Raw genomic sequence first — 22,918 nt, forward strand, 5'->3', positions numbered from 1 at the left:
AAGCTAGGAGTTCGCCCCATGATCAAGCAAGCCTTAGAACAACTGTTAAACCGCCATGAGCTTTTCCCAGAGCAAATGGAAGAGATTATGCGTTTAATGATGTCGGGCCAGGCGACACCCGCTCAGGTGGCGGGTATCTTGGTGGCCTTGCGTATGAAGGGCGAAACCACTGAAGAAATTACCGCAGCGGTTAAGGTGATGCGAGAATTATCCACGCCCGTTGTGGTTGCAGATGCTTCTTTATTGGTGGACACCTGCGGAACCGGTGGGGATGGTGCGAATACCTTTAACATCTCTACGGCCAGTGCTTTCGTGGTGGCTGCAGCTGGCGGTAAGGTGGCCAAGCATGGTAACCGTTCGGTCTCCAGTAAGTCTGGGAGTGCTGATGTGCTTGAGGCCGCTGGGGTAAATTTAAATTTAACGCCACAACAAGTCGCTGAGTGTGTTGAAGAATTGGGCGTGGGCTTTATGTTTGCACCCAGTCATCATAGTGCGATGAAGCATGTCATTGGTGTACGTCGTGAATTAGGCGTCAGAACCATTTTTAATATGTTGGGTCCTTTAACCAATCCAGCCTGCGCGGCGGCGCAAGTGCTTGGGGTTTATGACAAGCGATTAACTAAGTTATTTGCTAAGGTGTTGCAAAAGTTGGGTTCGCGTCATGTGATGGTGGTGCATGCACAAGATGGGCTAGATGAAATCTCGATTGCCAGCAAAACATTTGTGTCTGAACTTAAAGATGGAGTGATTACCGACTGGGAAATTGATCCTTATGATTATGATATGGATCATCCGTCTTTAGCGGATTTGTCGGTGGATTCGGCACAAGACAGCATTAATATTATTCGTTCGGTATTTGCCAATAGTGACAGTGCCGCCAAAGATATCGTTTGTTTGAATGCCGGTGCATCCTTGTATGTGTCTGGTTTAGCCGACACTTATGCGCAAGGCGTAATCTTGGCGAGAACCGTGTTGGCCAGCGGTGATGTTCAGAAAAAACTCAATGCGTTTATTGAAAAAACGCAATCTTTTAACGCTTAAAAGTCCCAAAAAGCCGCTAAAAATAACCAGGCCTGGTTAAATTTAGCGGCTTTTTAGCTTCTCAATACGAAATAAAAATCATGAGTCAAACCCCCGATATATTAAAAAAAATTATTTTTCGCAAGCTAGAAGAAATTCAAGAAGGTTGTGAGTCAATCCCGTTGCGCGATATGAAAATGCGCGCCATGATGGCTAAGCCACCCAAAGATTTTGCAGGTGCCATGCACGCAAAATTGGCAGCGGGTGAGTCGGCGGTGATAGCTGAAATCAAAAAGGCGTCTCCCAGTAAAGGCATCTTGCGCGATCCCTTTGATCCGGTTGAGATTGCTAAAAGTTACGAGCAACATGGCGCAGCTTGTTTGTCGGTATTGACCGATCAAGATTTTTTTCAAGGCAGTAATGAGTATTTGCAGCAGGTGCGTGCAGCCGTTGATTTACCGATTATTCGCAAAGATTTTATTGTGGACGATTATCAAGTCTACGAAGCGCGTGCAATTGGCGCAGACTGTATCTTACTGATAGCTGCAGCCATTGGGGATGCGCAGATGTTTGAGTTGACGCAAACGGCTATGCAACTCAATATGGATGTCTTGATTGAGGTGCATAATGAAGAGGAATTGGAGCGTGCCTTGCGCTTGCCCTTACCGATGATTGGTATTAATAATCGTGACCTGCACAGCTTTGAAGTGTCTTTAGAAACCACCATTCGCATGTTGAGTTTAATTCCAGATGACAGAATTATCATTACTGAAAGTGGTATCTTAAGTTCGGCAGATGTCGCTAAAATGCGTGATCATCAAGTCAATAGTTTCTTGGTTGGGGAGGCCTTTATGCGTGCGCCAAATCCAGGTGAAATGTTGGCAGAGCTTTTTAAATAAAATCAAATCCTTAGCTAAGGTTTTTAGCGTTTTTAAAAACCTTTTGTTAAGTGAAAAAAACACTTGCAAACTTTTAAAAAAAGTTAATAATACGCAACTCCTTTTTTCTCAAAGAAAAATGGTTAAAACCTCACACGGTTGCCGTATCGCTCAGTGTGGTTGGGGTTCGTCAAGCTAGCCTTGTCTTGGCGAATTTTTGTTAATCATTCATTCGTGTAACCAAATTGCGAATGTTTCAGTAAGGTCCTTCCTATGCCAAACTCAGAAAATATTTTAGTCACCGGTAATGAACATTTTGAGGTGATTGAAAAAACCACCCTCATTGATAATACTTGGCCAACTCATGACCAAGCAGCCAGAGATTTAGATTTAACGCTTGACCACTTTATTACTAAAAATGGTAAAACTTATGCGGGTACGCATATTATTGCTGACTTTTGGGGTGCTAGCCAGTTGGATAATTTGGCGTTAATGGAACAGGCATTGCGTGAAGGGATTAAGCAAGCTAAAGCAACTTTGTTGCACATTCATTTGCACCACTTTACCCCCAATGGCGGCATATCGGGTGTTGCAGTTTTGGCCGAATCCCACATCAGTGTGCATTCTTGGCCTGAAAGACAATATGCCGCATTTGATGTTTTCATGTGTGGGGATTCAGAACCTGAGAAAGCTATTGAAGTTTTAAAAGCCGCATTTAATCCATCCAAAGTAGATGTCAATAATCTATTACGCGGTGAGGTCGTTGGCGATGGCCAATAATTATCTTGAAACCTTATATGCTGGCTGGGGTCAGCAGTTTGTGATGGATGAAATCTTGTTCGAAGCTCAAACCGAGCATCAACACTTGGTTATTTTTAATAATGCCCAATGGGGGCGAGTCATGGCATTGGATGGCGTGATTCAAACGACCGAGAAAGATGAGTTTGTTTATCACGAAATGATGGTGCATGTGCCGCTTTTGTCGCATGGTTCTGCGCAGTCAGTTTTAATCATAGGCGGCGGTGATGGTGGTATCCTAAGAGAGGTGCTAAAACACCCAACGGTAAAGCAGGTCACTCAGGTCGAAATCGATCAACAAGTGATTGATTTGTGTAAAGAATACTTACCTAATCATTCTGCGGGCGCCTATGAAAATCCTCGTGCCAATATCGTGATTGGCGATGGGGTAGAATTTGTCAATCAAACGCAACAAAAGTTTGATATTATCATTTCCGACTCAACCGATCCGATGGGACCGGGTGAGGTTTTATTTACATCGCGTTTCTATCAAGGTATTGCATCTTGTCTAAACGAAGGTGGGATTTTTGTGGCACAGAATGGGGTGAGTTTTTTACAAACTCAAGAAGTGATCACAACCGCTAAAAGATTAGCGCCATTATTTGACCAAGCCAGTTTTTACACGGCAGCGGTTCCCACCTATGTGGGCGGAATAATGACTTTTGCTTGGGCAACCAATCAATTAGCACACAAAAATGTGGCATTAGCCACGCTTGAGGCGCGTTACCAAGCCGCAAACTTGCAGACGCGTTTTTACACACCCTCATTGCATCAGGCAAGTTTTGCTCTGCCGCAATATATTATGGAAGCTTTACATAATGGATAAGCAAACACAACAATTCGTAGATACTTTTGCTGAACAATCTCACCCAGATGTTCTTGAGCAGTTTGACCGTGCCAGTTTGGAAGAATTGGTGGCTAAACATGACACGCCATTTATGGTGCTCGATTTAGAAGAAATCGACTATCAATATAAATCGTTACAGGCAGCCTTGCCTGGTGTGAAGTTGTTCTACGCATTGAAATCTCTTTCTCACCCTGAATTGATTAAACGCCTAAAGTCATTGGGCAGTTATTTTGATTTAGCGACCATCGGTGAAGTGGAATTGGTTGAGTCTTTAGGGATTAAAGGGGATCAGTGTATTCACACGCATCCTATCAAAAAAGACAAAGAAATTGCGCGTGCTCTAGAGTTTGGCTGTACGCGTTTTGTGGTTGATAACTTTGAAGAAATGAAAAAGTTCTATAAGTATGCGGGCCAAGTTGAGTTAATCATTCGTATCAGTTATCGCAGTAAGCAAGCGGTGGTGGATTTGTCGCGTAAATTTGGTTGTGTGCTAGAAGAATTGCCAGTGTTGGTTGATATGGCACAGCAAAATGGTTTAGATGTGGTTGGTTTATCTTTCCATGTGGGATCGCAGTCGTTATCGCCTATGACACAGGTGAATGCCATTCGCTCGAGTATCGCGGCGATGAAAGTCATGAAAAATGTGAAGTGGAAATTCCTAGATATTGGTGGCAGCTTCCCAGTTTCTTATCAAGAAGAAGTGATGCCGATTGCAGACTTCTGTGTACCAGTTATGGAAGCCCTTGCAGAATTACCAGAAGGCATTGAAATATTTGCTGAGCCAGGTCGTTTTATCTCTGCGCCTTCGATGATTGAAGTCGTATCCATAGTGGGTAAAGCTAAACGCGGTGCCAGAACTTGGTATTACCTAGATGATGGTGTTTACGGTGGATTTAGTGGACAAATGTTTGACCATGCTGTTTATCCTTTAGCGCCATTAAAAACCATTGATGCGCATGGTGAGTTTTATCCCAGCGTTCTAGCGGGTCCTACTTGTGACTCGATTGATGTGGTCGCTGAAGATATTGAATTACCCGATATGCAAATTGGTGATATTTTGGTTGGCAAGCAAATGGGTGCTTATACCCTGGCCTCTGCAACAGAGTTTAACTACTATCCAAAACCAAAAGTGATTGTGGTCGAAGATATTTTTGACCCAGAAACTGAAGCACTGTAATTCTTAAATAAAGCGGAGAAGTGGTATGACAATGTTGGTTAAATGGCAAGGTGGTATGGCTTTTCAAGCAACGACAGAATCAGGTCATCAGGTTATGATGGATGCTGCTCCTGAGGTTGGCGGTGCTAACTTGGGCGCGCGTCCGATGGAAATGCTGTTGATGGGTTTGGGAGGATGTTCTGGTATCGATGTGATCATGATGTTACAAAAAGGTGGTCAAGAAGTGACCGATTGCCAGATTGAAATCAGTTCACAACGCGCCGAAACCATTCCGAAAGTCTATACTGAGATTCAAGCCCACTATAAAGTGTACGGCAAAGGACTCAGTGAAAAGAAAGTTCAGCGTGCAGTGGAACTCTCGGCAGAAAAATATTGCTCGGTTTCTAAAATGTTAGAAGCGACTGTAAAAATGTCCCACACCTTTGAAATTATTGAAGCTTAAAACCTTTAAACAATTCAAAACTGTCTAAATTAAACCGGCCTAGCCGGTTTTTTTGTTTTATAGGTTTGCATTTAGGATGTTTTTAATTGCCTTAGCCATGCCATCAAGCAGCTTGTTTAGTTGTTCTTTCGGAATATTAAACGCTGGCATAACATACACCAAGCGGCCAAAGGGTCTAAGCCAAATGCCTTGTTTAATCGCTTCAGCTTGTACAAGGGGGGCTAAATCAGAGCGTTTTAATTCTACGACACCAATAGCGCCCAATACTCTGGCTTCTTTAACGCCGGCCAAATCATTTAAGGGTAAAAGCATGGTTTTAAGGGTGTTTTCGATATTTTGCACATGAGTTTGCCAGTCACTCGCAAGCAAAAGGTCAATGGATGCAACGGCTGTGGCGCAGGCAAGAGGATTGCCCATAAAAGTGGGGCCGTGCATCAATAACCCCGGAGTGCCTTGGCTAATAGTGGTGCTAATCTCGTCCGTACAAAGTGTGGCGGCTAAGGTGATATTGCCGCCTGTTAAAGCTTTGCCAACGCATAGAATATCAGGGGTAATCTGAGCCCATTCGCAGGCAAACAATTTGCCTGTTCTGCCAAATCCGGTGGCAATTTCATCGGCAATCAAGAGTACTTCGTATTTTTCACAAAGCGCTTTAGCTTGTCTTAAATAGTCAGCCCGGTAAAACCGCATACCTCCCGCGCCTTGCACTATGGGTTCTAGGGTCAAAGCCGCGATTTCTTGGCGATGTTTTTTTAAGATGTTTTCTAATTCCTCTATGTCATCATTATGGTTATGCAAATTGGGGGCTTTAACAAAAAAATGCGGCGCGAGGATGCTACTAAATAAATGATGCATGCCATTGTCAGGGTCGCAGACCGCCATGGTCGCAAAGGTGTCGCCATGATAGGCATGGCGCAAGCTAACTAAACGATTTTTCTCGGGTTTTTTTTTGCTCATCCAATATTGCAATGCCATTTTAATCGCAACTTCCATCGCAACCGATCCCGAATCGGATAGAAACACTTTATTGAGTCCATCAGGCGTTAAAGCAACTAGGCGTTTGCACAGCTCAATAGCGGGTTGATGGGTGAGTCCGCCAAACATGATATGAGGCATAATCTCAATCTGTTGGTGCATGGCTTGCATGATTTTAGGATGGTTATAGCCATGAATGGCGGCCCACCAAGAAGACATACCATCAATGAGTACTTGACCATTGGCCAGCGTAATCAATGACCCCTGGGTTCTTTGCACCTTGATGGGTGCTTGCTGCGCTGGCATTTTGGCATAGGGATGCCAAATGTGCTGTTGGTCGAATTCATCGGTTAAACTGGCGTCTGTCATAGCGTTGTCGTGTTTGTTTAGAATAAAACATTATAAATCGATGACGAAATTGTGTGAGTGTTAAAATCCCTTTATATTTGATTACTTAGGATAACAGCAGTGAGCTCAACCGATTTTTCTTCCCTTAAATTACACGCAGATACTCTGCAAAATTTGATGTCATTGGGTTATGAAACCATGACCCCAATTCAAGCGCAAAGTTTGCCAGCCATTTTGGCGGGTCAGGATGTGATTGCGCAAGGCAAAACCGGTTCTGGTAAAACCGCGGCATTTGCACTGGGTCTGTTAGAGAAGTTAGATGTCAGTAATCTTGAGGTACAAAGTTTGGTGCTATGCCCAACGCGTGAGTTGGCCGATCAAGTTGCCAAAGAAGTCCGCCGTGTAGGGCGTGCAATTCCCAATGTTAAGGTATTGACCTTATGTGGCGGTATGCCTTTTAAGCCTCAGTTAGGGTCTTTAGAATTTGGCGCACATATTGTGGTGGGTACACCGGGGCGAATTGAAGAACATTTGCGTCGAGGTGCTTTGCGGTTGGCGCACTTAAATACTCTGGTGTTAGATGAGGCGGATCGTATGTTAGAGATGGGTTTTCAACCGTCTTTAGATGCGATTGTTGATCAATTACCGGATGAAAGACAAACCCTGTTATTCAGTGCAACTTTCCCAGAAGGGATTGCCTCTATCGCAAAACGCATTTTAAAAAAGCCTATTCGAGTCACTGTTGAATCCACTCATAGCGAGCTGACGATTGAACAGCATTTTTATAAGGTTAGGGATGATGCGAATCGTTTGCAAGCTTTGAAATTGGTTATTAATGCCTATGGGCAAGAGTCGATAGTGGTTTTTTGTAATACTAAAGCAGATACCCAAATGGTTGCAGATGCCCTAGCGGATGAGGGCATGACTGTTTTGGCTTTAAATGGTGATTTGGAGCAGAAAGAACGCGATCAGGTGTTGGTTCGTTTTGCCAATAAGAGTGTGTCTGTGTTGGTGGCAACCGATGTTGCGGCCAGAGGTTTGGATATTGATGGCCTTGATTTGGTCGTGAATTATCATGTTGCGCGTGATGAAGAAGTTTATGTGCATCGTATCGGTCGTACAGGGCGAGCGGGTTCGCGCGGTGTTGCCTGTTCATTGTTCAGTGAAAAAGAAGGTTATAAAATTGCTATTTTGGGTGACTATTTAGGAACCACAATTGAAGGTGAAAGTTTATCTCTGTTAGAAAAGGCACCTAAAAAGACGCTAAAACCATCCATGGTAACTTTGCAAATTGATGGTGGTAAAAAAGAAAAGCTGCGTCCAGGCGATATTTTGGGTGCTTTGACAGGTGAGGGCGGAATATTAGGCTCGCAAGTGGGTAAGATTCAGTTGTTTGACTATAGAGCCTATGTGGCTGTGCATCGAACAGTGGCTAGCCAAGCGCTGACTAAATTACAAACGGATAAGCTCAAAGGACGCAATTTTAGAGTCTGGTTGATCAAGGGGTAATCGACATTTGAATAAATTTAAGGTTTTCGCTAAATATAGTGTTTGACATTAGTTAGCTTAAGCCTATAATGGAGTCTGGCTTGTTAGTAAGTCTTATATTTATGTACCATTTCGATGTCCTGTCTTAGTTCTAGTTCTGTTTTTTCATAAGTAATAGCAACACTTTCAGCCACCCGGCTTTTAAGGGGTTTTCTCTTAAGGTCAATTAATTACTTTTGAATAAATTTAGGAAATATTATGTCTACTACTACTGGTACAGTTAAATGGTTCAACGAAGCTAAAGGTTTTGGTTTTATCGAACAAGAAAATGGTCCAGATGTTTTTGCTCATTTCAAAGCAATCACTTCAGGAACTGGTTTCAAAACTTTAGTTGAAGGGCAAAAAGTGTCTTTCACTGTGACTCAAGGCCAAAAAGGTCCTCAAGCTGAAAACATCGTAATTCTTTAATTTTAAAGAGTGATGTTGCATACCCTAGGGTATGTATCAGGCTAAATTCTAAAAGGCTGCTTCGAAAGAAGTGGCCTTTTTTTTGTTTTAAGGCTGACTAAAGTTTAAAAAGTGACAAGCTTTAACAAAGCTCGGCTCTAGTGGTGCAGTGATAGAAAGCGGTGTTTTGAGTGACGGGTGGGTTAAGTGCAGCTCGGTTGCAGCAAGATATAGCCGGTGTTGTCCAAGCTGTTCATGGAACAGGTGATTATGATTTCGGTCGCCATGACTGACATCGCCAATAATCGGGTAGCTCAATGCATTTAAATGTCTTCTTAATTGGTGTTTTCTACCAGTGGTGGGCGAAAGTTTAATGAGTGAGTAGCGCTGCGATGAGAATTTATTTAGAGGAATCTCTAGGGTACTGGTGTCTAGTCGTTTCCAGTAAGTTGAAGCGTTTTGGTCGGGCTTATCTATTTGCGATTGTTTGACCATCTTGTCAAAGTGTTGCTTGAGCGGGAGGTGGGTTTCACCTATCTCTGGTATCCAGCCTCTAACAATGGCAAGATAGTGTTTTTGAATAAGCTGATTTTGCATTTGTTGACTAACTTGATTGGCTGTTTGGCTATTTAAAGCAAATAATAGAATGCCTGAGGTTGCCTTATCTAAACGATGTATAGGAAACACGGGTTGATTTAGAAGGCTTTCTAATATTTGGGTTGCAAATTGGGTTTCATGTTTGTCTATAGGTGAAGGATGCACTAATAAGCCAGCAGGCTTATGAATGGCAACTAAGTAATCATCTTGGTAAATGATTTTAAAGTTTTCTAATTGGCAAATAGTTTGCATAAAAGCTTCCAAAATCCATAAAAGTGGCCTACAAGTAACCAGGCCTGGTTAATTTTAGGCGTCTTTTTGGAATTTTTGCACTTTTGTTAAAGAAATGTCACATTTTTTTGTTTTTAATGTTGACACTGAGCGAAACTTCTATAAAATACGCCACACAAATCAGGAGGGTTTCCCGAGCGGCCAAAGGGGGCAGACTGTAAATCTGCTAGCAATGCTTTCGGTGGTTCGAATCCACCACCCTCCACCATTTGCGGGTATCGTATATTGGCTATTACCTCGGCCTTCCAAGCCGATGAGAGGAGTTCGATTCTCCTTACCCGCTCCAAATTCAAAAGCTTCTTTTTAGTCCTAAAAAGGGAAAGGAAAGGGGCTTTTTTTATATTTGCTCTTATAGCTCAGTCGGTAGAGCGCATCCATGGTAAGGATGAGGTCATCGGTTCGATTCCGATTAAGAGCTCCATTTTATTAATGACGCTGGGCTACCTGTGTAGTGCTGCGAAAACGGAGTTTGCATCATGGCAAAAGCAAAGTTTGAACGCTCAAAACCGCACGTAAACGTTGGAACTATCGGTCACGTAGACCATGGTAAGACCACATTAACAGCGGCATTAACAATTGTACAAGCACGTAAATTTGGTGGAGAAGTTAAAGACTACGGTCAAATTGACAACGCACCAGAAGAAAGAGAGCGTGGAATCACCATCTCTACATCACACGTAGAATACGAATCAGAAGCCCGTCACTACGCACACGTAGACTGCCCAGGCCACGCTGACTATGTTAAAAACATGATCACTGGTGCTGCACAGATGGACGGCGCAATCCTAGTATGTTCAGCAGCTGACGGCCCAATGCCACAGACTCGTGAACACATCCTATTATCACGTCAAGTAGGTGTACCATACATTGTAGTATTCCTAAACAAAGCAGACATGGTAGACGACGAAGAGTTAATGGAACTAGTAGAAATGGAAATCCGCGAACTACTAGACATGTACGACTTCCCAGGTGATGACACACCAGTAATCATGGGTTCTGCACTAAAAGCAATCGAAGGTGACCAATCAGAAATCGGTGAACCAGCAATTGCGCGTTTAGTAGAAGCACTAGATACCTACATCCCAACACCAACTCGTGAAACAGACAAGCCATTCTTAATGCCAGTAGAAGACATCTTCTCAATCCAAGGCCGTGGAACAGTAGCAACTGGACGTATCGAAACTGGTGTGATCAAAGTAGGTGAAACAGTACAAATTATCGGTATTCGCCCAACCACTGAAACAACAGTAACTGGTGTAGAAATGTTCCGTAAACTACTAGACCAAGGTGAAGCGGGTGACAACGTAGGTATCCTATTACGTGGAACCAAGCGTGAAGACATCGAACGTGGTCAAGTATTGGCACACAAAGGCACAGTAACTCCACACACCAAGTTCGAAGCAGAAGTTTACGTACTAGGTAAAGATGAAGGTGGTCGTCATACACCATTCTTCAACGGCTATCGTCCACAGTTCTATTTCCGTACCACTGACGTAACTGGCGCATGTCAATTACCAGCGGGTGTTGAAATGGTAATGCCAGGTGATAACGTACAGATGACTGTAGAGTTGATCAACCCAATCGCCATGTCAGAAGGTCTACGTTTCGCAATCCGCGAAGGTGGTCGTACTGTAGGTGCGGGTGTTGTTGCTAAAATTCTTGCTTAATTTCAAATAAAGCTTGAAAAAAAGAAAGGGGGTTTGTATAATCCCCTTTTTTTTGAAAGATGTAAAAAATTCCAGGGGTGTAGCTCCAACGGTAGAGCAGCGGATTCCAAATCCGCGTGTTGGGAGTTCGAATCTCTCCACCCCTGCCAAATTCAATAAACGACCCTTTACGGGTCGTTTTTATCTGTAGTGAAAAATTATGAGTAAGAAGATTGAAGAAAGCGCAACCTCGATGGATAGCGTTAAGTTAATTCTTGCTGTCACAATATTGGTGGGCACCTTGGCTGCCTATTATATGTTTGCGGATGTGCATGCGGTTATTCGAGTATTAGGTGTGATTGCCGGTACCGCAGTGGCTGGTTATGTTTTTTATCTAACTGAAAAAGGCCGTGATTGGTTTTCATACTTGTCAAATGCAAAGAAAGAAGTTGAGCAAGTCGTTTGGCCAACCAGACAAGAAACAACGCAAATGACCTTAATGGTATTTGTGGTCGTAATAATAATGGGTATTTTCCTTTGGTTGGTGGATATGTTCTTTTTATGGGCAGTTCAGCTACTAACAGGTCAGGGTGGATAAAAGATGGCACAAAGATGGTATGTGGTACATGCTTATTCCGGTTATGAGAATAAGGTTAAAAAAGCGCTGGTGGAATATGTTGAGCGCTCAGGCTTGGAAGAAAAGTTTGGCCAAATTCTGGTGCCTTCTGAAGAAGTTGTTGAAATCCGTGACGGTAAGAAAAGAACCAGTGAGCGTAAGTTTTTTCCAGGTTATGTCCTAGTGCAAATGGAAATGGAAGAAGCAACCTGGCATTTGGTTAAAAGTGTGCCACAAGTTATGGGTTTTATCGGTGGAACCAGTGATCGTCCTGCGCCAATCTCTCAAAAAGAAGTAGACCGTATTTTGAGTAAGGTTGAAGAAGGCGTTGATAAGCCAAGACCAAAAGTTATCTATGAACCTGGTGAAATGGTTCGCGTAGTTGATGGTCCATTTAAAGATTTTGAAGCAGTTGTTGAAGAAACTGACTATGACAAAAACAGATTGCAAGTGTCTGTTTTGATTTTTGGTCGTTCTACACCTGTTGAGCTTGAGTTTACTCAGGTTGTAAAAAGCTGATTTGCATATAAGCAATCATTCAAAGGTTTTTCATTAAACCTATTTTAAACCCTGGGGAGTCGAAAGGCGCTTTACCCACAAGGAGATAATCATGGCTAAGAAGATAGCAGCCTATATCAAACTGCAAGTACAAGCAGGTAATGCAAATCCAAGTCCACCAGTTGGTCCAGCTTTGGGTCAAAAAGGTGTGAACATTATGGAATTCTGTAAAGCGTTTAACGCACAGACTTCTCAAATGGAAAAAGGTTTGCCAATTCCAGTTGTTATCACAGTTTATAGTGATAAAAGTTTTACCTTCATCACCAAGACACCACCAGCATCAGTATTGTTGAAAAAAGCGGCCGGTATTAAAAGCGGTTCAGCTGTACCTAACATGAAGAAAGTTGGTACGGTAACTCGTGCACAAGTTGAAGAAATTGCCAATACTAAAATGGCTGATTTGAATGCAAATGACCTTGAAGCTGCAGTTAAAACCATTTCTGGTTCTGCGCGTTCAATGGGCTTGTTGGTAGAAGGGTAATCGAAATGGCAAAATTAACAAAAAAACAAAAGTCATGGGCTGGAAAAATTGATGTTGCTAAGGCTTACCCTGCAACAGAAGGTTTTGCACTAATTTCTGAACTAGCAACGTCTAAGTTTTCAGAATCAGTTGATGTTGCAATCAAACTAGGTATCGATCCACGTAAGTCAGACCAAGTTGTTCGTGGCGCTACGGTTATGCCAAACGGTACAGGTAAAGATGTTCGCGTTGCAGTATTTACAGGTGAAGCAAACCAAGCGGCCGCAAAAGCTGCAGGTGCTGAGTTTGTAGGTATGGATGAATTAGCTGCTGAAATTAAAGGTGGCATGATGGACTTTGATGTCGTTATTGCTTCTCCAGATGCGATGCGTGTTGTTGGTATGTTAGGTCAGGTTTTAGGTCCTCGTGGTTTAATGCCTAACCCAAAAACCGGTACTGTGACGCCTGATGTTGTAACAGCGATTAAAAATGCAAAAGCTGGTCAAGTACGCTTCCGTGCAGATAAAGCGGGTATTATTCACGCTTCTATCGGCAAAGTATCTTTTGCTCCAGAAAAACTAATTGAAAACTTACAAGCATTGATTGAAGATTTAAACAAGGCTAAGCCATCGACTGCTAAAGGAACTTACATGAAAAAAGTTTCTATTTCTAGCACGATGGGTCCTGGTTTAACTTTAGATCAGTCATCCTTGTAATCATTAAAAGAATTTTCTACAGAACTTGTTCTGTAGATTGCGTCGGGTCTCCTAGAAGTTGCCTTCTTTGAGCCCATCGCAGACCGTAGGTGAGGGTAGATGTTACCTTCTTAATAGATTTAAGCCTACGTAGATGGAAGGGTTTGATTGCTTTATATCAAACCGTTTGGAGGTTAAATGGCACTTAATATCGAAGATAAAAAGCTAGTCGTTGAAGAAGTTGCTGCAGTTGCTGCAAATGCGGGTTCAATGGTTGCTGCTGAATATCGTGGATTGACGGTAGAAAATATGACCCAACTTCGTAATGTGGCTCGTAAAGCAGGTGTGCAAATTCGTGTTATTAAAAACACTTTAGCGCGTCGTGCAATTATGGGTACTAAATTTGAAGACTTAGGTGAGACTTTCACAGGTCCACTCGTATTTGCTTTCTCTGGTGAAGAGTTAGGAAATGCTGCTCGTGTTTTCAAAGATTTCGCAAAAACGAATAACAAGTTGGTTGTCAGATCTATGTCAATCGGTGAAGGCGCGTGGGATGCTAGTTACTTAGACAAAGTAGCAGCTCTACCGACTCGCGATGAAGCATTGAGCAAACTACTTTATGTCATGAAAGAACCTGTAGCTAAGTTAGCTCGTGGTCTTGTGGCTGTTAAAGAACAAAAAGAACAAGCGGCTTAATTGACGCCCAATAGACAATTTTAGGAGATTACAATGTCTGTAACAAAAGAAGATATTTTAGAAGCAGTTGCCAATATGTCAGTATTGGAAGTTGTTGCTTTAGTTGAAGCAATGGAAGAAAAATTTGGTGTATCAGCGGCTGCTGTTGCAGTTGCTGGTCCAGCTGCTGACGCAGGTGCTGCTCAAGAAGAGCAAACTGAATTTAACGTAATCCTAACCGGTGCTGGTGCTAACAAAGTTGGTGCTATCAAAGCAGTTCGTGCTGCCACTGGTTTAGGTCTTAAAGAAGCTAAGGACGCTGTTGAAGGTGTTCCATTTGTTCTTAAAGAAGGTGTTTCTAAAGCAGAAGCTGAAGCTTTGGCTAAAGAAATCAAAGAAGCTGGCGCTGAGTGCGAAATTAAATAATTTCGTTTCCACAGTTGCTTTAGCAGCATGAAATGGCTGGCGTTTAGACGCCGGCCTTTTCTCGTTTATAGCAGTGTGTAAAAGTGTAATTATTGTTTTGTTTCTGTTATTACAGTTTTATGCATTTTCTAAATAAAACCGAGTTTTATTTTATCCACTAGGATCAAGAGGTAATCAATGGCCTATTCTTTAACCGAAAAGAAACGCGTCCGTAAAGACTTTTCTACCAGTGCTTCAATTCTTGAAGTCCCTTACTTGTTGTCTTTACAAAAAGAATCCTTTCACGAATTTTTGCAAATGGACAAAAAACCTTTAGAGCGTCAGCTACAAGGTTTACATGCTGCATTCAGTTCTGTTTTTCCAATTCATGGTGTTGCAGGTACCGCCGACCTTGAGTATGTCAGCTATCACATGGGGCAGCCTGAGTTTGATGTTAAAGAGTGTAAACAACGCGGCGTGACTTATGCATCACCTTTAAGAGTTAAGATGCGTTTAGTATTGTTTGATAAGGATGCACCTGCTGGTAAGCGTCCTGTTAAAGATGTTAAAGAGCAAGAAGTCTATTTAGGGGATATTCCTCTAATGACAGATAATGGTACTTTTGTTATTAATGGTACAGAGCGTGTTATCGTTACTCAGCTTCACCGTTCTCCTGGTGTAATCTTTGATAGTGACAAAGGTAAATCGCACTCATCAGGTAAAGTTTTATTTAATGCTCGCATTATTCCTTACCGTGGTTCTTGGTTAGATTTTGAATTTGATCATAATGACGCTGTTTTTGTTCGTATCGATAGACGCCGTAAATTACCGGTTTCTGTTCTTCTTCGTGCCATGGGTTATAACAACGAAGAAATTCTGAATGAATTCTTTGCTACCAGTGAAGTCATAGGCAAAAAAGGTAAGTTTACTTTAACCTTAAATCTTGATCAGTTAAAAGGTCAAATGGCTGTTTTTGATATTGAGCATGAAGGACAAAAAATTATCGAGTCTGGTAAGCGTATTACAGCTCGAAACATTAAGCAGCTTAAAGATTCAAAAATTACAACTTTAGAGGTCTCTCCAGATTATCTGTTAGGCAAGGTTTTAGCCAACGGTATTATGGATACTGAGTCAGGTGAGTTATTGGCCCGTGCTAATGATGTAATTACCGCGGATCTAATCGATTCTTTCTCAGGTATGAAAGAAATTAAACTTTCTTTGTTATACATTGATGAAATGGAGCAAGGGCCTTATATTTCTGACACCATCAATTTAGACTCTACGACCTCGCAACTAGAAGCGCAGATCGAAATCTATCGCATGATGCGTCCTGGTGAGCCACCAACAAAAGAATCTTCAGAAGCTTTATTCCAAAGCTTATTCTTTGATGAAGCACGATATGACTTGTCTGCCGTTGGTCGTATGAAATTAAACCGTCGTTTAGGTCGTGATGAAAACGAAGGTGTTGTTGTTCTTGAAAATAAAGATATCGTTGATGTTGTTCACGAGTTAATAAAAATTCGTAACGGTTTAAGTTCAATTGATGATATCGATACCCTTGGAAATCGTCGTATTCGTGCAGTTGGCGAAATGGCTGAAAATGCTTTCCGTGTTGGTTTAGTCCGTGTTGAGCGTGCTGTTAAAGAGCGTTTAAATCAAGCAGAAACCGATGGTTTATTGCCACAAGATTTAATTAATGCTAAGCCTGTTTCTGCGGCAATCAAGGAATTCTTCGGTTCTTCTCAGTTGTCGCAGTTTATGGACCAAGTGAACCCTTTATCTGAGATTACGCATAAGCGTCGTGTTTCTGCGTTAGGGCCAGGTGGTTTAACTCGTGAGCGTGCAGGCTTTGAGGTTCGCGACGTTCACCCAACGCATTATGGTCGTGTTTGTCCTATCGAAACTCCTGAAGGTCCAAACATCGGTTTGATCAATACTTTGGCTATTTACGCAAAAACCAATAAATATGGTTTCCTTGAAACACCATACCGTAAGGTTATTGATGGCAAGGTAACAGATGAAGTTGAATATGTTTCTGCGATTGATGAAGCCCAGTATGTCATCGCACAGGCAAGTGCTAAAGTGGATGCGGATGGATACCTTGTTGATGATTTAGTTTCTGCAAGACATCAAAACGAATTTACGCTGTCATCTTCTAAAGATATTAACTACATGGACGTGTCTCCAATGCAGATCGTTTCAGTTGCGGCATCATTGATTCCGTTCCTGGAGCACGATGATGCTAACCGTGCCTTGATGGGCTCGAACATGCAGCGTCAAGCAGTTCCTACTTTAAGAGCAGACAAGCCTTTGGTTGGAACCGGGATTGAAAAAATTGTTGCAGCTGATTCTGGTGTAACTGTCGTTGCGTCTCGTGGTGGTAAGGTTATTTCTTCGGATGCCAGTCGCATCGTTGTTAAAGCGAACGAAAATGAAATCGAAGAAGGTGCTTCTGGGGTAGATATTTATAACCTAGTTAAGTACCAGCGTTCTAACCAAAATACTTGTATCAACCAAAAGCCAATTGTTAAAGCGGGTGATGTTGTTACTCGTGGTGACGTTTTAGCTGATGGTCCTTCAACGGACTTGGGTGAATTGGCTTTGGGGCAAAACATGCGTATCGCCTTTATGCCATGGAACGGTTACAACTTCGAAGACTCTATCTTAATTTCAGAACGCGTTGTTCAAGAAGATCGCTATACAACAATTCACATTGAAGAACTAACGTGTTTAGCACGTGACACTAAGTTAGGTTCTGAAGAAATTACTGCAGATATTCCAAATGTCGGCGAATCAGCTTTAGCGCGACTAGATGACTGCGGTATTGTTTATGTCGGGGCTGAAGTTAAGCAAGGTGATATTCTGGTTGGTAAGGTGACGCCTAAAGGTGAAACTCAGCTAACACCAGAAGAAAAATTACTGCGCGCTATCTTTGGTGAAAAAGCTTCTGATGTTAAAGATACCTCATTGCGTGTTGGTAAGGGTATCGAAGGAACGGTTATAGATGTTCAGGTCTTTACTCGCGAAGGTGAGAAGAAAGACAGTCGCGCTTTAGCGATTCAGGCGGATGAGCTTCAAAAAGTCCGTAAGGATATTGACGAGCAATATAAGATTTTAGAGCAAGATTCTTACGAGCGTATCAAAGTGATATTGGTCGGTAAGAGCTTGGTTTCAGGTGCTGTTATTGATGAAGAGATGTTGTCAAAAACAGAGAAATCTAAATGGTTTAATTTAAATGTTGCTGATGAAGAAGTTGTTAGATACCTAGAGTCAGTTGAAGCTCAGCTTAAAGCTAAGCATGAGCAACTTAATGCATTATTTGAAGAAAAGCGTAAGAAGTTAACACAAGGTGATGATTTAGCGCCAGGTGTTATTAAGATGGTTAAGGTGTATGTTGCGGTTAAGCGTCGTATCCAACCTGGTGACAAGATGGCGGGTCGTCACGGTAACAAGGGTGTTATTTCGCGCATTTGCCCAGTTGAAGACATGCCTTACGATGAAACAGGCCGTCCTGTTGACATTTGTTTGAACCCTCTTGGGGTTCCATCACGTATGAACGTTGGTCAGATTCTTGAAACTCACCTAGGTCTAGCGGCTGAAGGATTGGGTGTCAAGATTGATGCTATGTTAAAGCGACAAGCAGACATTAAGGAAATTCGTGGTTTCTTAGATCAAATTTATAACGAATCACAAGGTCAAAAAGTGGCTTTTGAAGAGTTCTCTGATGAAGAAATTATCGAGTTGGCAGGCAATCTTCGTAAAGGTGTACCTTTAGCATCGCCAGTTTTTGATGGCGCATCTGAAGCCCAGATTAAGGCTTTCTTGAGATTAGCAGATTTACCAGAAAGTGGGCAGATGACACTATTTGATGGTATTTCTGGTGAAGCTTTTGACAGACCTGTAACCGTTGGATATATGTATTACTTGAAACTTAACCACTTGGTTGATGACAAAATGCATGCGCGTTCAACCGGTCCTTACAGCTTGGTAACTCAACAGCCTTTAGGTGGTAAAGCGCAGTTCGGTGGACAGCGTTTTGGAGAGATGGAGGTATGGGCGCTTGAGGCTTATGGTGCAGCCTTTACCCTACAAGAAATGTTAACGGTTAAGTCAGATGACTTGAATGGTCGTACAAGAATGTATAAAAACATTGTTGATGGTAATGAATATATGGAACCTGGTATTCCAGAGTCCTTCAGTGTATTACGTAAAGAAATTCGTGCACTGGGTATCGATATTGAGTTGGAGCAAGATTAATGAAAGATTTATTAGGATTCCTAAAACAACAAAACGCTTCAAGTGATTTTGATGCAATCAAAGTCTCTCTTGCTTCCCCAGAAAAGATTCGTTCTTGGTCGTTTGGTGAGGTTAAGAAGCCAGAAACCATTAACTATCGTACCTTCAAGCCTGAGCGTGATGGTTTATTTTGTGCCAAAATTTTCGGACCTATCCGTGATTATGAGTGCTTGTGTGGTAAATACAAGCGTTTAAAACACCGTGGTGTTATTTGTGAGAAATGTGGCGTTGAAGTAACTCAATCTAAAGTGCGTCGTGAGCGCATGGGTCACATAGATCTTGCGACTTCAGTGGCACATATTTGGTTTTTAAAATCATTGCCCTCTCGTATTGGTTTAATGTTGGATATGACGTTAAAAGAAATCGAAGCGGTACTTTATTTTGAAGCTTTCATGGTTGTTGACCCCGGTTTAACACCTTTAGAGCCTTGGCAGTTATTGTCTGAAGAAGAGTATTTAGATGCTTTAGATGAATATGGCGACGAATTTGAGGCGCAAATGGGTGCTGAAGCCATTAAGAAAATGCTTCAATCGATTGATTTAAAATCTGAAGAAGTTCGCTTGAAAGAAGAGATGGATACAACCAACTCTGAAACTAAGCAAAAGAAACTTTCAAAACGCTTAAAGTTAGTGGATTCTTTCTTGCAGTCAGGCAACCGTCCAGAATGGATGGTATTAGATGTATTGCCAGTATTGCCACCTGAATTACGCCCTTTAGTTCCACTTGATGGTGGTCGTTTTGCAACGTCTGACTTAAACGATTTGTACCGCCGTGTGATTAACCGTAACAACCGTTTGAAGCGTTTATTGGATTTGATGGCGCCAGATATTATTGTGCGTAACGAAAAGCGTATGCTGCAAGAGTCGGTTGATTCATTATTGGATAATGGTCGTCGTGGTCGCGCAGTAACAGGTACTAACAAGCGTCAGTTAAAGTCTTTGGCAGATATGATCAAAGGTAAGCAGGGTCGTTTCCGTCAAAACCTGTTAGGTAAGCGTGTTGACTATTCTGGTCGTTCGGTAATCGTGGTAGGTCCTACTTTGCGCCTGCATCAGTGTGGTTTACCGAAAAAAATGGCTTTAGAGTTATTCAAGCCTTTTATTTTCAGTAAATTGCAAAAGCGTGGTTTAGCATCAACGATTAAAGCTGCCAAGAAAATGGTAGACCAAGGGTTGCCAGAGGTTTGGGATGTACTTGATGAAGTCATTCGTGAACATCCAGTACTATTAAACCGTGCACCGACACTCCACAGATTAGGTATTCAAGCATTTGAACCTGTGTTAATTGAAGGTAAAGCAATTAATTTACATCCGTTAGTTTGTTCGGCATTTAACGCTGACTTCGATGGTGACCAAATGGCGGTTCACGTTCCTCTATCGTTAGAGGCACAATTAGAAGCGCGTACTTTGATGATGTCTACCAATAACTTGTTATCACCTGCAAACGGTGACCCAATTATTGTGCCTTCTCAGGACGTTGTTCTTGGGCTTTATTACATCACTCGTCAAAGCATTAACGAAGTTGGCGAAGGTAAGGCTTTCTCTAACTGGCAGGAAGTTCAGCGTGCATTGGATGCCAAAGTTGTCCATTTGCACACGATGATCAAACTTAAGTTAGAGCAAACAATTGTTGATGAAGCGGGTGTTGAAAGTGTTACTCGTGGAATCATTGATACAACGGCTGGTCGTGCGCTATTGTTAAGAATTTTGCCTAAAGGTTTGTCTTTTGATTTGGTTAACAAAGATTTAACGAAAAAAAGCATTAGTCAGGCATTAAATGCTTGTTATCGTTTGTTAGGTCCTAAAGAAACGGTAATCTTTGCTGACCAATTGATGTATACCGGTTTTAAATGGTCTACTTTAGCAGGGCTTTCATTCTGTTCAGATGACATGTTAATTCCTGATGAAAAAGCAGGCATCATTGCTCGTGCAGAAGAGCAGGTTGCTGAAATTCAAGGACAGTTTTCACAAGGTTTAGTAACCGAGGGTGAGCGTTATAACAAAGTCGTTGATATTTGGTCTCATACGAATGAATTGGTTACCAAGTCCATGATGGACGAGTTGCAGTTTGAAACTGTTATTGATGCTAAGGGTAATGAAGTTAAGCAAACATCATTTAACTCTGTTTACATGATGGCGGATTCTGGTGCGCGTGGTAGCGTTGCACAGATGCGTCAGTTAGGTGGTATGCGTGGGTTGATGGCTAAGCCAGATGGATCTATCATTGAAACACCGATCACTGCAAACTTCCGTGAAGGTCTAAACGTACTTCAGTACTTTATCTCTACACACGGTGCGCGTAAAGGTTTGGCAGATACTGCATTGAAAACAGCAAACTCTGGTTACTTAACGCGCCGTTTAGTTGATGTTGCGCAAGATGTTGTTGTGACAGAAAATGATTGCGGAACCTCTGCGGGTATTACTGTATCTTCACATGTTGAAGGTGGTGATGTTGTTGAGGAGCTAAAAGATCGTATTCTAGGTCGTGTACTGGCAGATGATGTGGTTGGCTTAGATGGGTCAGTCATTGTCGCCTCGGGGACTTTATTAGATGAGCGCTTAGTTGCAATCATTGATAAGAGCGGTGTGGATAGCGTCAAAGTCCGTTCAACCATTACTTGCGAAACAAAGTTTGGTATTTGTCAGCGTTGTTATGGTCGTGATTTAGCGCGTGGTCATTTGGTTAACCTGGGTGAAGCAGTCGGTGTTATGGCTGCTCAGTCAATCGGTGAGCCAGGAACTCAGTTAACGATGCGTACATTCCATATCGGTGGTACAGCATCCGCATCTGCAGCTCAAAGCCAAGTTGAAGTGCGTCATGAAGGTAAAGTTAAGTTTGATAACCTAAAAACAATCGCCAACTCTGAAGATCGTTTAATTGTGACTTCTCGCTCGGGTGAAGTTTCAATTTTAGATGAACTTGGCCGTGAAAAAGAGCGTTATAAAATTCCTTACGGTGCTGTGCTAAAAGTTAAAGACGGCATTATGGTTCAGTCAGGTGAAGTTCTGGCTGCATGGGATCCTCATACGCATCCAATCATTACTGAGACTAAAGGTCGTGTTGAATTTGGTAACTTTGAAGGGATTGTAGAAGAGCATACCGATGAATTAACAGGCTTAACAACCCATGTTGTTAAGAGTGCTAGAGATCGTTCAGCAGTCAATAAAGAAACGCGTCCATACATACAGTTAGTGGATGCTGCGGGTGAAGTTGTACCTTTCCCAGGAACGCAAACACCAGCGATGTATTATTTACCTGAAAATGCAATTGTTGTTGTACAAAGTAATGATGATATTCACCCAGGTGACATTATTGCTCGTATTCCTCAAGCGTCTTCAAAGACAAAAGATATTACCGGGGGTCTTCCTCGCGTAGCTGATTTGTTTGAAGCGCGTATGCCTAAAGAACCTGCAATCATGGCAGAAGTAGCTGGTGTTGTCGGTTTAGGAAAAGAAACAAAAGGCAAGCAAAGATTGATCATTACCCAAGACAGTGGTGAACAATATGAATTGCTAATTCCTAAATGGCGTTCATTGGATGTCTTTGAAGGTGAGCGTGTTGAGAAGGGGGATATTGTTGTTGAAGGTAATCCAAATCCGCATGACATTTTAAGACTGTTAGGTGTTGAAAAACTGACGGAATATGTTGTGAGTGAAGTACAAGATGTTTATCGCTTACAAGGTGTAAAAATTAACGACAAGCATATCGAAACGATTGTGCGTCAGATGTTAAGAAAGGTTGAGGTTAAAACTTCAGGAGATACTAACTTAATCAAAGGTGAGCAAGCAGAATATGCAAGAGTTCTTGAGTTTAATGAACTTGCTCGCAGTAAAGGTGAAGTTGAAGCGACTTATCAGCGCGTACTTCTAGGGATTACTAAAGCGTCTTTGGCAACTGAGTCATTTATTTCAGCGGCGTCTTTCCAAGAAACAACTCGTGTTTTAACAGAGGCTGCGGTCAGTGGTAAGCGCGATCAGTTAGTTGGTTTAAAAGAAAACGTTATTGTAGGTCGCTTAATTCCAGCCGGAACAGGTTATGCCTATCATAAAGCGCGTAAAGCAGCGAGTGAGCAGACTCAAATTGAATTGAAGTCTTTTATTGCTGCTCAAGATACTACAACTGAAGAAGTTGTAGAAGTTATGGAAGAGACAACAGAGTTATAATTTTGATAAGTGTAAATCTATATGATTTCAAAAACTTATTCTTGACAAATAGCATGTCAGTCTCTAAAATCTTTCAACCTTGCTCACGGAAGTCTA

General features: G+C 42.1%; 19 protein-coding genes and 4 tRNA genes. 21 read left to right on the plus strand and 2 right to left on the minus strand.

The window, feature by feature from the left end; genetic code table 11:
* Positions 1-18 precede the first annotated feature (18 nt).
* From trpD to THMIRH_RS02215, 6 genes are all read left to right on the plus strand, one after another.
* The gene (gene trpD, locus THMIRH_RS02190) at positions 19-1,041 is read left to right on the plus strand and encodes an anthranilate phosphoribosyltransferase (RefSeq protein ID WP_173290328.1); all 1,023 of its coding nucleotides are present in this window, start codon (positions 19-21) and stop codon (positions 1,039-1,041) included.
* A gap of 80 nt (positions 1,042-1,121) precedes the next feature.
* On the plus strand, positions 1,122-1,919 hold the full coding sequence (trpC, locus tag THMIRH_RS02195) for an indole-3-glycerol phosphate synthase TrpC (RefSeq protein ID WP_173290330.1): 798 nt from the start codon (positions 1,122-1,124) through the stop codon (positions 1,917-1,919).
* Positions 1,920-2,171: 252 nt separating this feature from the next.
* On the plus strand, positions 2,172-2,678 hold the full coding sequence (gene speD / locus THMIRH_RS02200) for an adenosylmethionine decarboxylase (protein WP_173290332.1): 507 nt from the start codon (positions 2,172-2,174) through the stop codon (positions 2,676-2,678).
* Positions 2,668-3,522 (plus strand): polyamine aminopropyltransferase, encoded by an 855-nt coding sequence (gene speE, locus THMIRH_RS02205; protein ID WP_173290334.1) that lies wholly within the window; start codon positions 2,668-2,670, stop codon positions 3,520-3,522. The genes speD and speE overlap by 11 nt, the downstream gene beginning before the upstream one ends.
* Entirely contained in the window at positions 3,515-4,720 is a 1,206-nt protein-coding gene (locus THMIRH_RS02210) for a type III PLP-dependent enzyme (RefSeq protein ID WP_173290336.1), read from the plus strand. Before speE ends, THMIRH_RS02210 begins: the two co-directional genes overlap by 8 nt.
* A gap of 25 nt (positions 4,721-4,745) precedes the next feature.
* Complete coding sequence (locus tag THMIRH_RS02215; RefSeq protein WP_173290338.1) at positions 4,746-5,162, plus strand: OsmC family protein; 417 nt, start codon at positions 4,746-4,748, stop codon at positions 5,160-5,162.
* A gap of 57 nt (positions 5,163-5,219) precedes the next feature.
* On the opposite strand, the gene THMIRH_RS02220 is transcribed toward THMIRH_RS02215, so the two are convergent.
* Complete coding sequence (locus THMIRH_RS02220; protein ID WP_173290340.1) at positions 5,220-6,506, minus strand: adenosylmethionine--8-amino-7-oxononanoate transaminase; 1,287 nt, start codon at positions 6,504-6,506, stop codon at positions 5,220-5,222.
* A gap of 99 nt (positions 6,507-6,605) precedes the next feature.
* On the opposite strand from THMIRH_RS02220, the gene dbpA reads away from it, so the two are divergent.
* Both dbpA and THMIRH_RS02230 read left to right on the plus strand, forming a co-directional pair.
* Complete coding sequence (gene dbpA / locus THMIRH_RS02225; protein WP_173290342.1) at positions 6,606-7,994, plus strand: ATP-dependent RNA helicase DbpA; 1,389 nt, start codon at positions 6,606-6,608, stop codon at positions 7,992-7,994.
* Between the two features lie 237 nt (positions 7,995-8,231).
* On the plus strand, positions 8,232-8,441 hold the full coding sequence (locus THMIRH_RS02230) for a cold-shock protein (protein WP_173290345.1): 210 nt from the start codon (positions 8,232-8,234) through the stop codon (positions 8,439-8,441).
* Between the two features lie 87 nt (positions 8,442-8,528).
* On the opposite strand, the gene THMIRH_RS02235 is transcribed toward THMIRH_RS02230, so the two are convergent.
* The gene (locus THMIRH_RS02235; RefSeq protein WP_173290347.1) at positions 8,529-9,269 is read right to left on the minus strand and encodes a pseudouridine synthase; all 741 of its coding nucleotides are present in this window, start codon (positions 9,267-9,269) and stop codon (positions 8,529-8,531) included.
* A gap of 162 nt (positions 9,270-9,431) precedes the next feature.
* Here THMIRH_RS02235 and THMIRH_RS02240 point away from each other — a divergent pair.
* The 13 genes from THMIRH_RS02240 to rpoC all read left to right on the plus strand — a co-directional run bounded on the left by THMIRH_RS02240 (position 9,432) and on the right by rpoC (position 22,822).
* Positions 9,432-9,516: transfer RNA gene (locus THMIRH_RS02240), tRNA-Tyr, on the plus strand.
* A 3-nt stretch (positions 9,517-9,519) separates the two neighbouring features.
* Positions 9,520-9,594 (plus strand) — tRNA-Gly (locus tag THMIRH_RS02245).
* A 59-nt stretch (positions 9,595-9,653) separates the two neighbouring features.
* A tRNA-Thr gene (locus tag THMIRH_RS02250) sits at positions 9,654-9,729 on the plus strand.
* 55 nt (positions 9,730-9,784) lie between these two features.
* Positions 9,785-10,975, plus strand: a complete 1,191-nt coding sequence (gene tuf / locus THMIRH_RS02255; protein WP_173290349.1) for an elongation factor Tu — start codon at positions 9,785-9,787, stop codon at positions 10,973-10,975.
* A gap of 73 nt (positions 10,976-11,048) precedes the next feature.
* Positions 11,049-11,124 (plus strand) — tRNA-Trp (locus tag THMIRH_RS02260).
* A gap of 50 nt (positions 11,125-11,174) precedes the next feature.
* The gene (secE, locus tag THMIRH_RS02265; protein ID WP_173290351.1) at positions 11,175-11,552 is read left to right on the plus strand and encodes a preprotein translocase subunit SecE; all 378 of its coding nucleotides are present in this window, start codon (positions 11,175-11,177) and stop codon (positions 11,550-11,552) included.
* A 3-nt stretch (positions 11,553-11,555) separates the two neighbouring features.
* Entirely contained in the window at positions 11,556-12,089 is a 534-nt protein-coding gene (gene nusG, locus THMIRH_RS02270; RefSeq protein WP_173290353.1) for a transcription termination/antitermination protein NusG, read from the plus strand.
* Positions 12,090-12,180: 91 nt separating this feature from the next.
* Positions 12,181-12,609, plus strand: coding sequence for a 50S ribosomal protein L11 (gene rplK / locus THMIRH_RS02275; RefSeq protein WP_173290355.1), 429 nt, complete (start codon positions 12,181-12,183; stop codon positions 12,607-12,609).
* A gap of 5 nt (positions 12,610-12,614) precedes the next feature.
* Complete coding sequence (rplA, locus tag THMIRH_RS02280) at positions 12,615-13,304, plus strand: 50S ribosomal protein L1 (RefSeq protein ID WP_173290358.1); 690 nt, start codon at positions 12,615-12,617, stop codon at positions 13,302-13,304.
* A gap of 177 nt (positions 13,305-13,481) precedes the next feature.
* A complete protein-coding gene (gene rplJ, locus THMIRH_RS02285; protein WP_173290360.1) occupies positions 13,482-13,979 on the plus strand; it encodes a 50S ribosomal protein L10 in 498 nt (165 codons plus the stop codon).
* Between the two features lie 33 nt (positions 13,980-14,012).
* Entirely contained in the window at positions 14,013-14,384 is a 372-nt protein-coding gene (gene rplL / locus THMIRH_RS02290; protein WP_173290362.1) for a 50S ribosomal protein L7/L12, read from the plus strand.
* 177 nt (positions 14,385-14,561) lie between these two features.
* A complete protein-coding gene (gene rpoB / locus THMIRH_RS02295) occupies positions 14,562-18,620 on the plus strand; it encodes a DNA-directed RNA polymerase subunit beta (RefSeq protein ID WP_173290364.1) in 4,059 nt (1,352 codons plus the stop codon).
* Positions 18,620-22,822, plus strand: coding sequence for a DNA-directed RNA polymerase subunit beta' (rpoC, locus tag THMIRH_RS02300; protein ID WP_173290366.1), 4,203 nt, complete (start codon positions 18,620-18,622; stop codon positions 22,820-22,822). Before rpoB ends, rpoC begins: the two co-directional genes overlap by 1 nt.
* The last annotated feature ends 96 nt before the right edge of the window (positions 22,823-22,918 follow it).

Source organism: Thiosulfativibrio zosterae, from assembly GCF_011398155.1.
Taxonomy (GTDB): Bacteria; Pseudomonadota; Gammaproteobacteria; order Thiomicrospirales; family Thiomicrospiraceae; genus Thiosulfativibrio; species Thiosulfativibrio zosterae.

Excerpts from the sequence above, each read along its gene's own strand:
- trpD (WP_173290328.1), top strand. The coding sequence starts at position 19 with ATGATCAAGCAAGCCTTAGAACAACTGTTAAACCGCCATGAGCTTTTC.
- trpC (WP_173290330.1), top strand. The coding sequence starts at position 1,122 with ATGAGTCAAACCCCCGATATATTAAAAAAAATTATTTTTCGCAAGCTA.
- speD (WP_173290332.1), top strand. The coding sequence starts at position 2,172 with ATGCCAAACTCAGAAAATATTTTAGTCACCGGTAATGAACATTTTGAG.
- speE (WP_173290334.1), top strand. The coding sequence starts at position 2,668 with ATGGCCAATAATTATCTTGAAACCTTATATGCTGGCTGGGGTCAGCAG.
- THMIRH_RS02210 (WP_173290336.1), top strand. The coding sequence starts at position 3,515 with ATGGATAAGCAAACACAACAATTCGTAGATACTTTTGCTGAACAATCT.
- THMIRH_RS02215 (WP_173290338.1), top strand. The coding sequence starts at position 4,746 with ATGACAATGTTGGTTAAATGGCAAGGTGGTATGGCTTTTCAAGCAACG.
- THMIRH_RS02220 (WP_173290340.1), bottom strand. The coding sequence starts at position 6,506 with ATGACAGACGCCAGTTTAACCGATGAATTCGACCAACAGCACATTTGG.
- THMIRH_RS02230 (WP_173290345.1), top strand. The coding sequence starts at position 8,232 with ATGTCTACTACTACTGGTACAGTTAAATGGTTCAACGAAGCTAAAGGT.
- THMIRH_RS02235 (WP_173290347.1), bottom strand. The coding sequence starts at position 9,269 with ATGCAAACTATTTGCCAATTAGAAAACTTTAAAATCATTTACCAAGAT.
- tuf (WP_173290349.1), top strand. The coding sequence starts at position 9,785 with ATGGCAAAAGCAAAGTTTGAACGCTCAAAACCGCACGTAAACGTTGGA.
- secE (WP_173290351.1), top strand. The coding sequence starts at position 11,175 with ATGAGTAAGAAGATTGAAGAAAGCGCAACCTCGATGGATAGCGTTAAG.
- nusG (WP_173290353.1), top strand. The coding sequence starts at position 11,556 with ATGGCACAAAGATGGTATGTGGTACATGCTTATTCCGGTTATGAGAAT.
- rplK (WP_173290355.1), top strand. The coding sequence starts at position 12,181 with ATGGCTAAGAAGATAGCAGCCTATATCAAACTGCAAGTACAAGCAGGT.
- rplA (WP_173290358.1), top strand. The coding sequence starts at position 12,615 with ATGGCAAAATTAACAAAAAAACAAAAGTCATGGGCTGGAAAAATTGAT.
- rplJ (WP_173290360.1), top strand. The coding sequence starts at position 13,482 with ATGGCACTTAATATCGAAGATAAAAAGCTAGTCGTTGAAGAAGTTGCT.
- rplL (WP_173290362.1), top strand. The coding sequence starts at position 14,013 with ATGTCTGTAACAAAAGAAGATATTTTAGAAGCAGTTGCCAATATGTCA.
- rpoB (WP_173290364.1), top strand. The coding sequence starts at position 14,562 with ATGGCCTATTCTTTAACCGAAAAGAAACGCGTCCGTAAAGACTTTTCT.
- rpoC (WP_173290366.1), top strand. The coding sequence starts at position 18,620 with ATGAAAGATTTATTAGGATTCCTAAAACAACAAAACGCTTCAAGTGAT.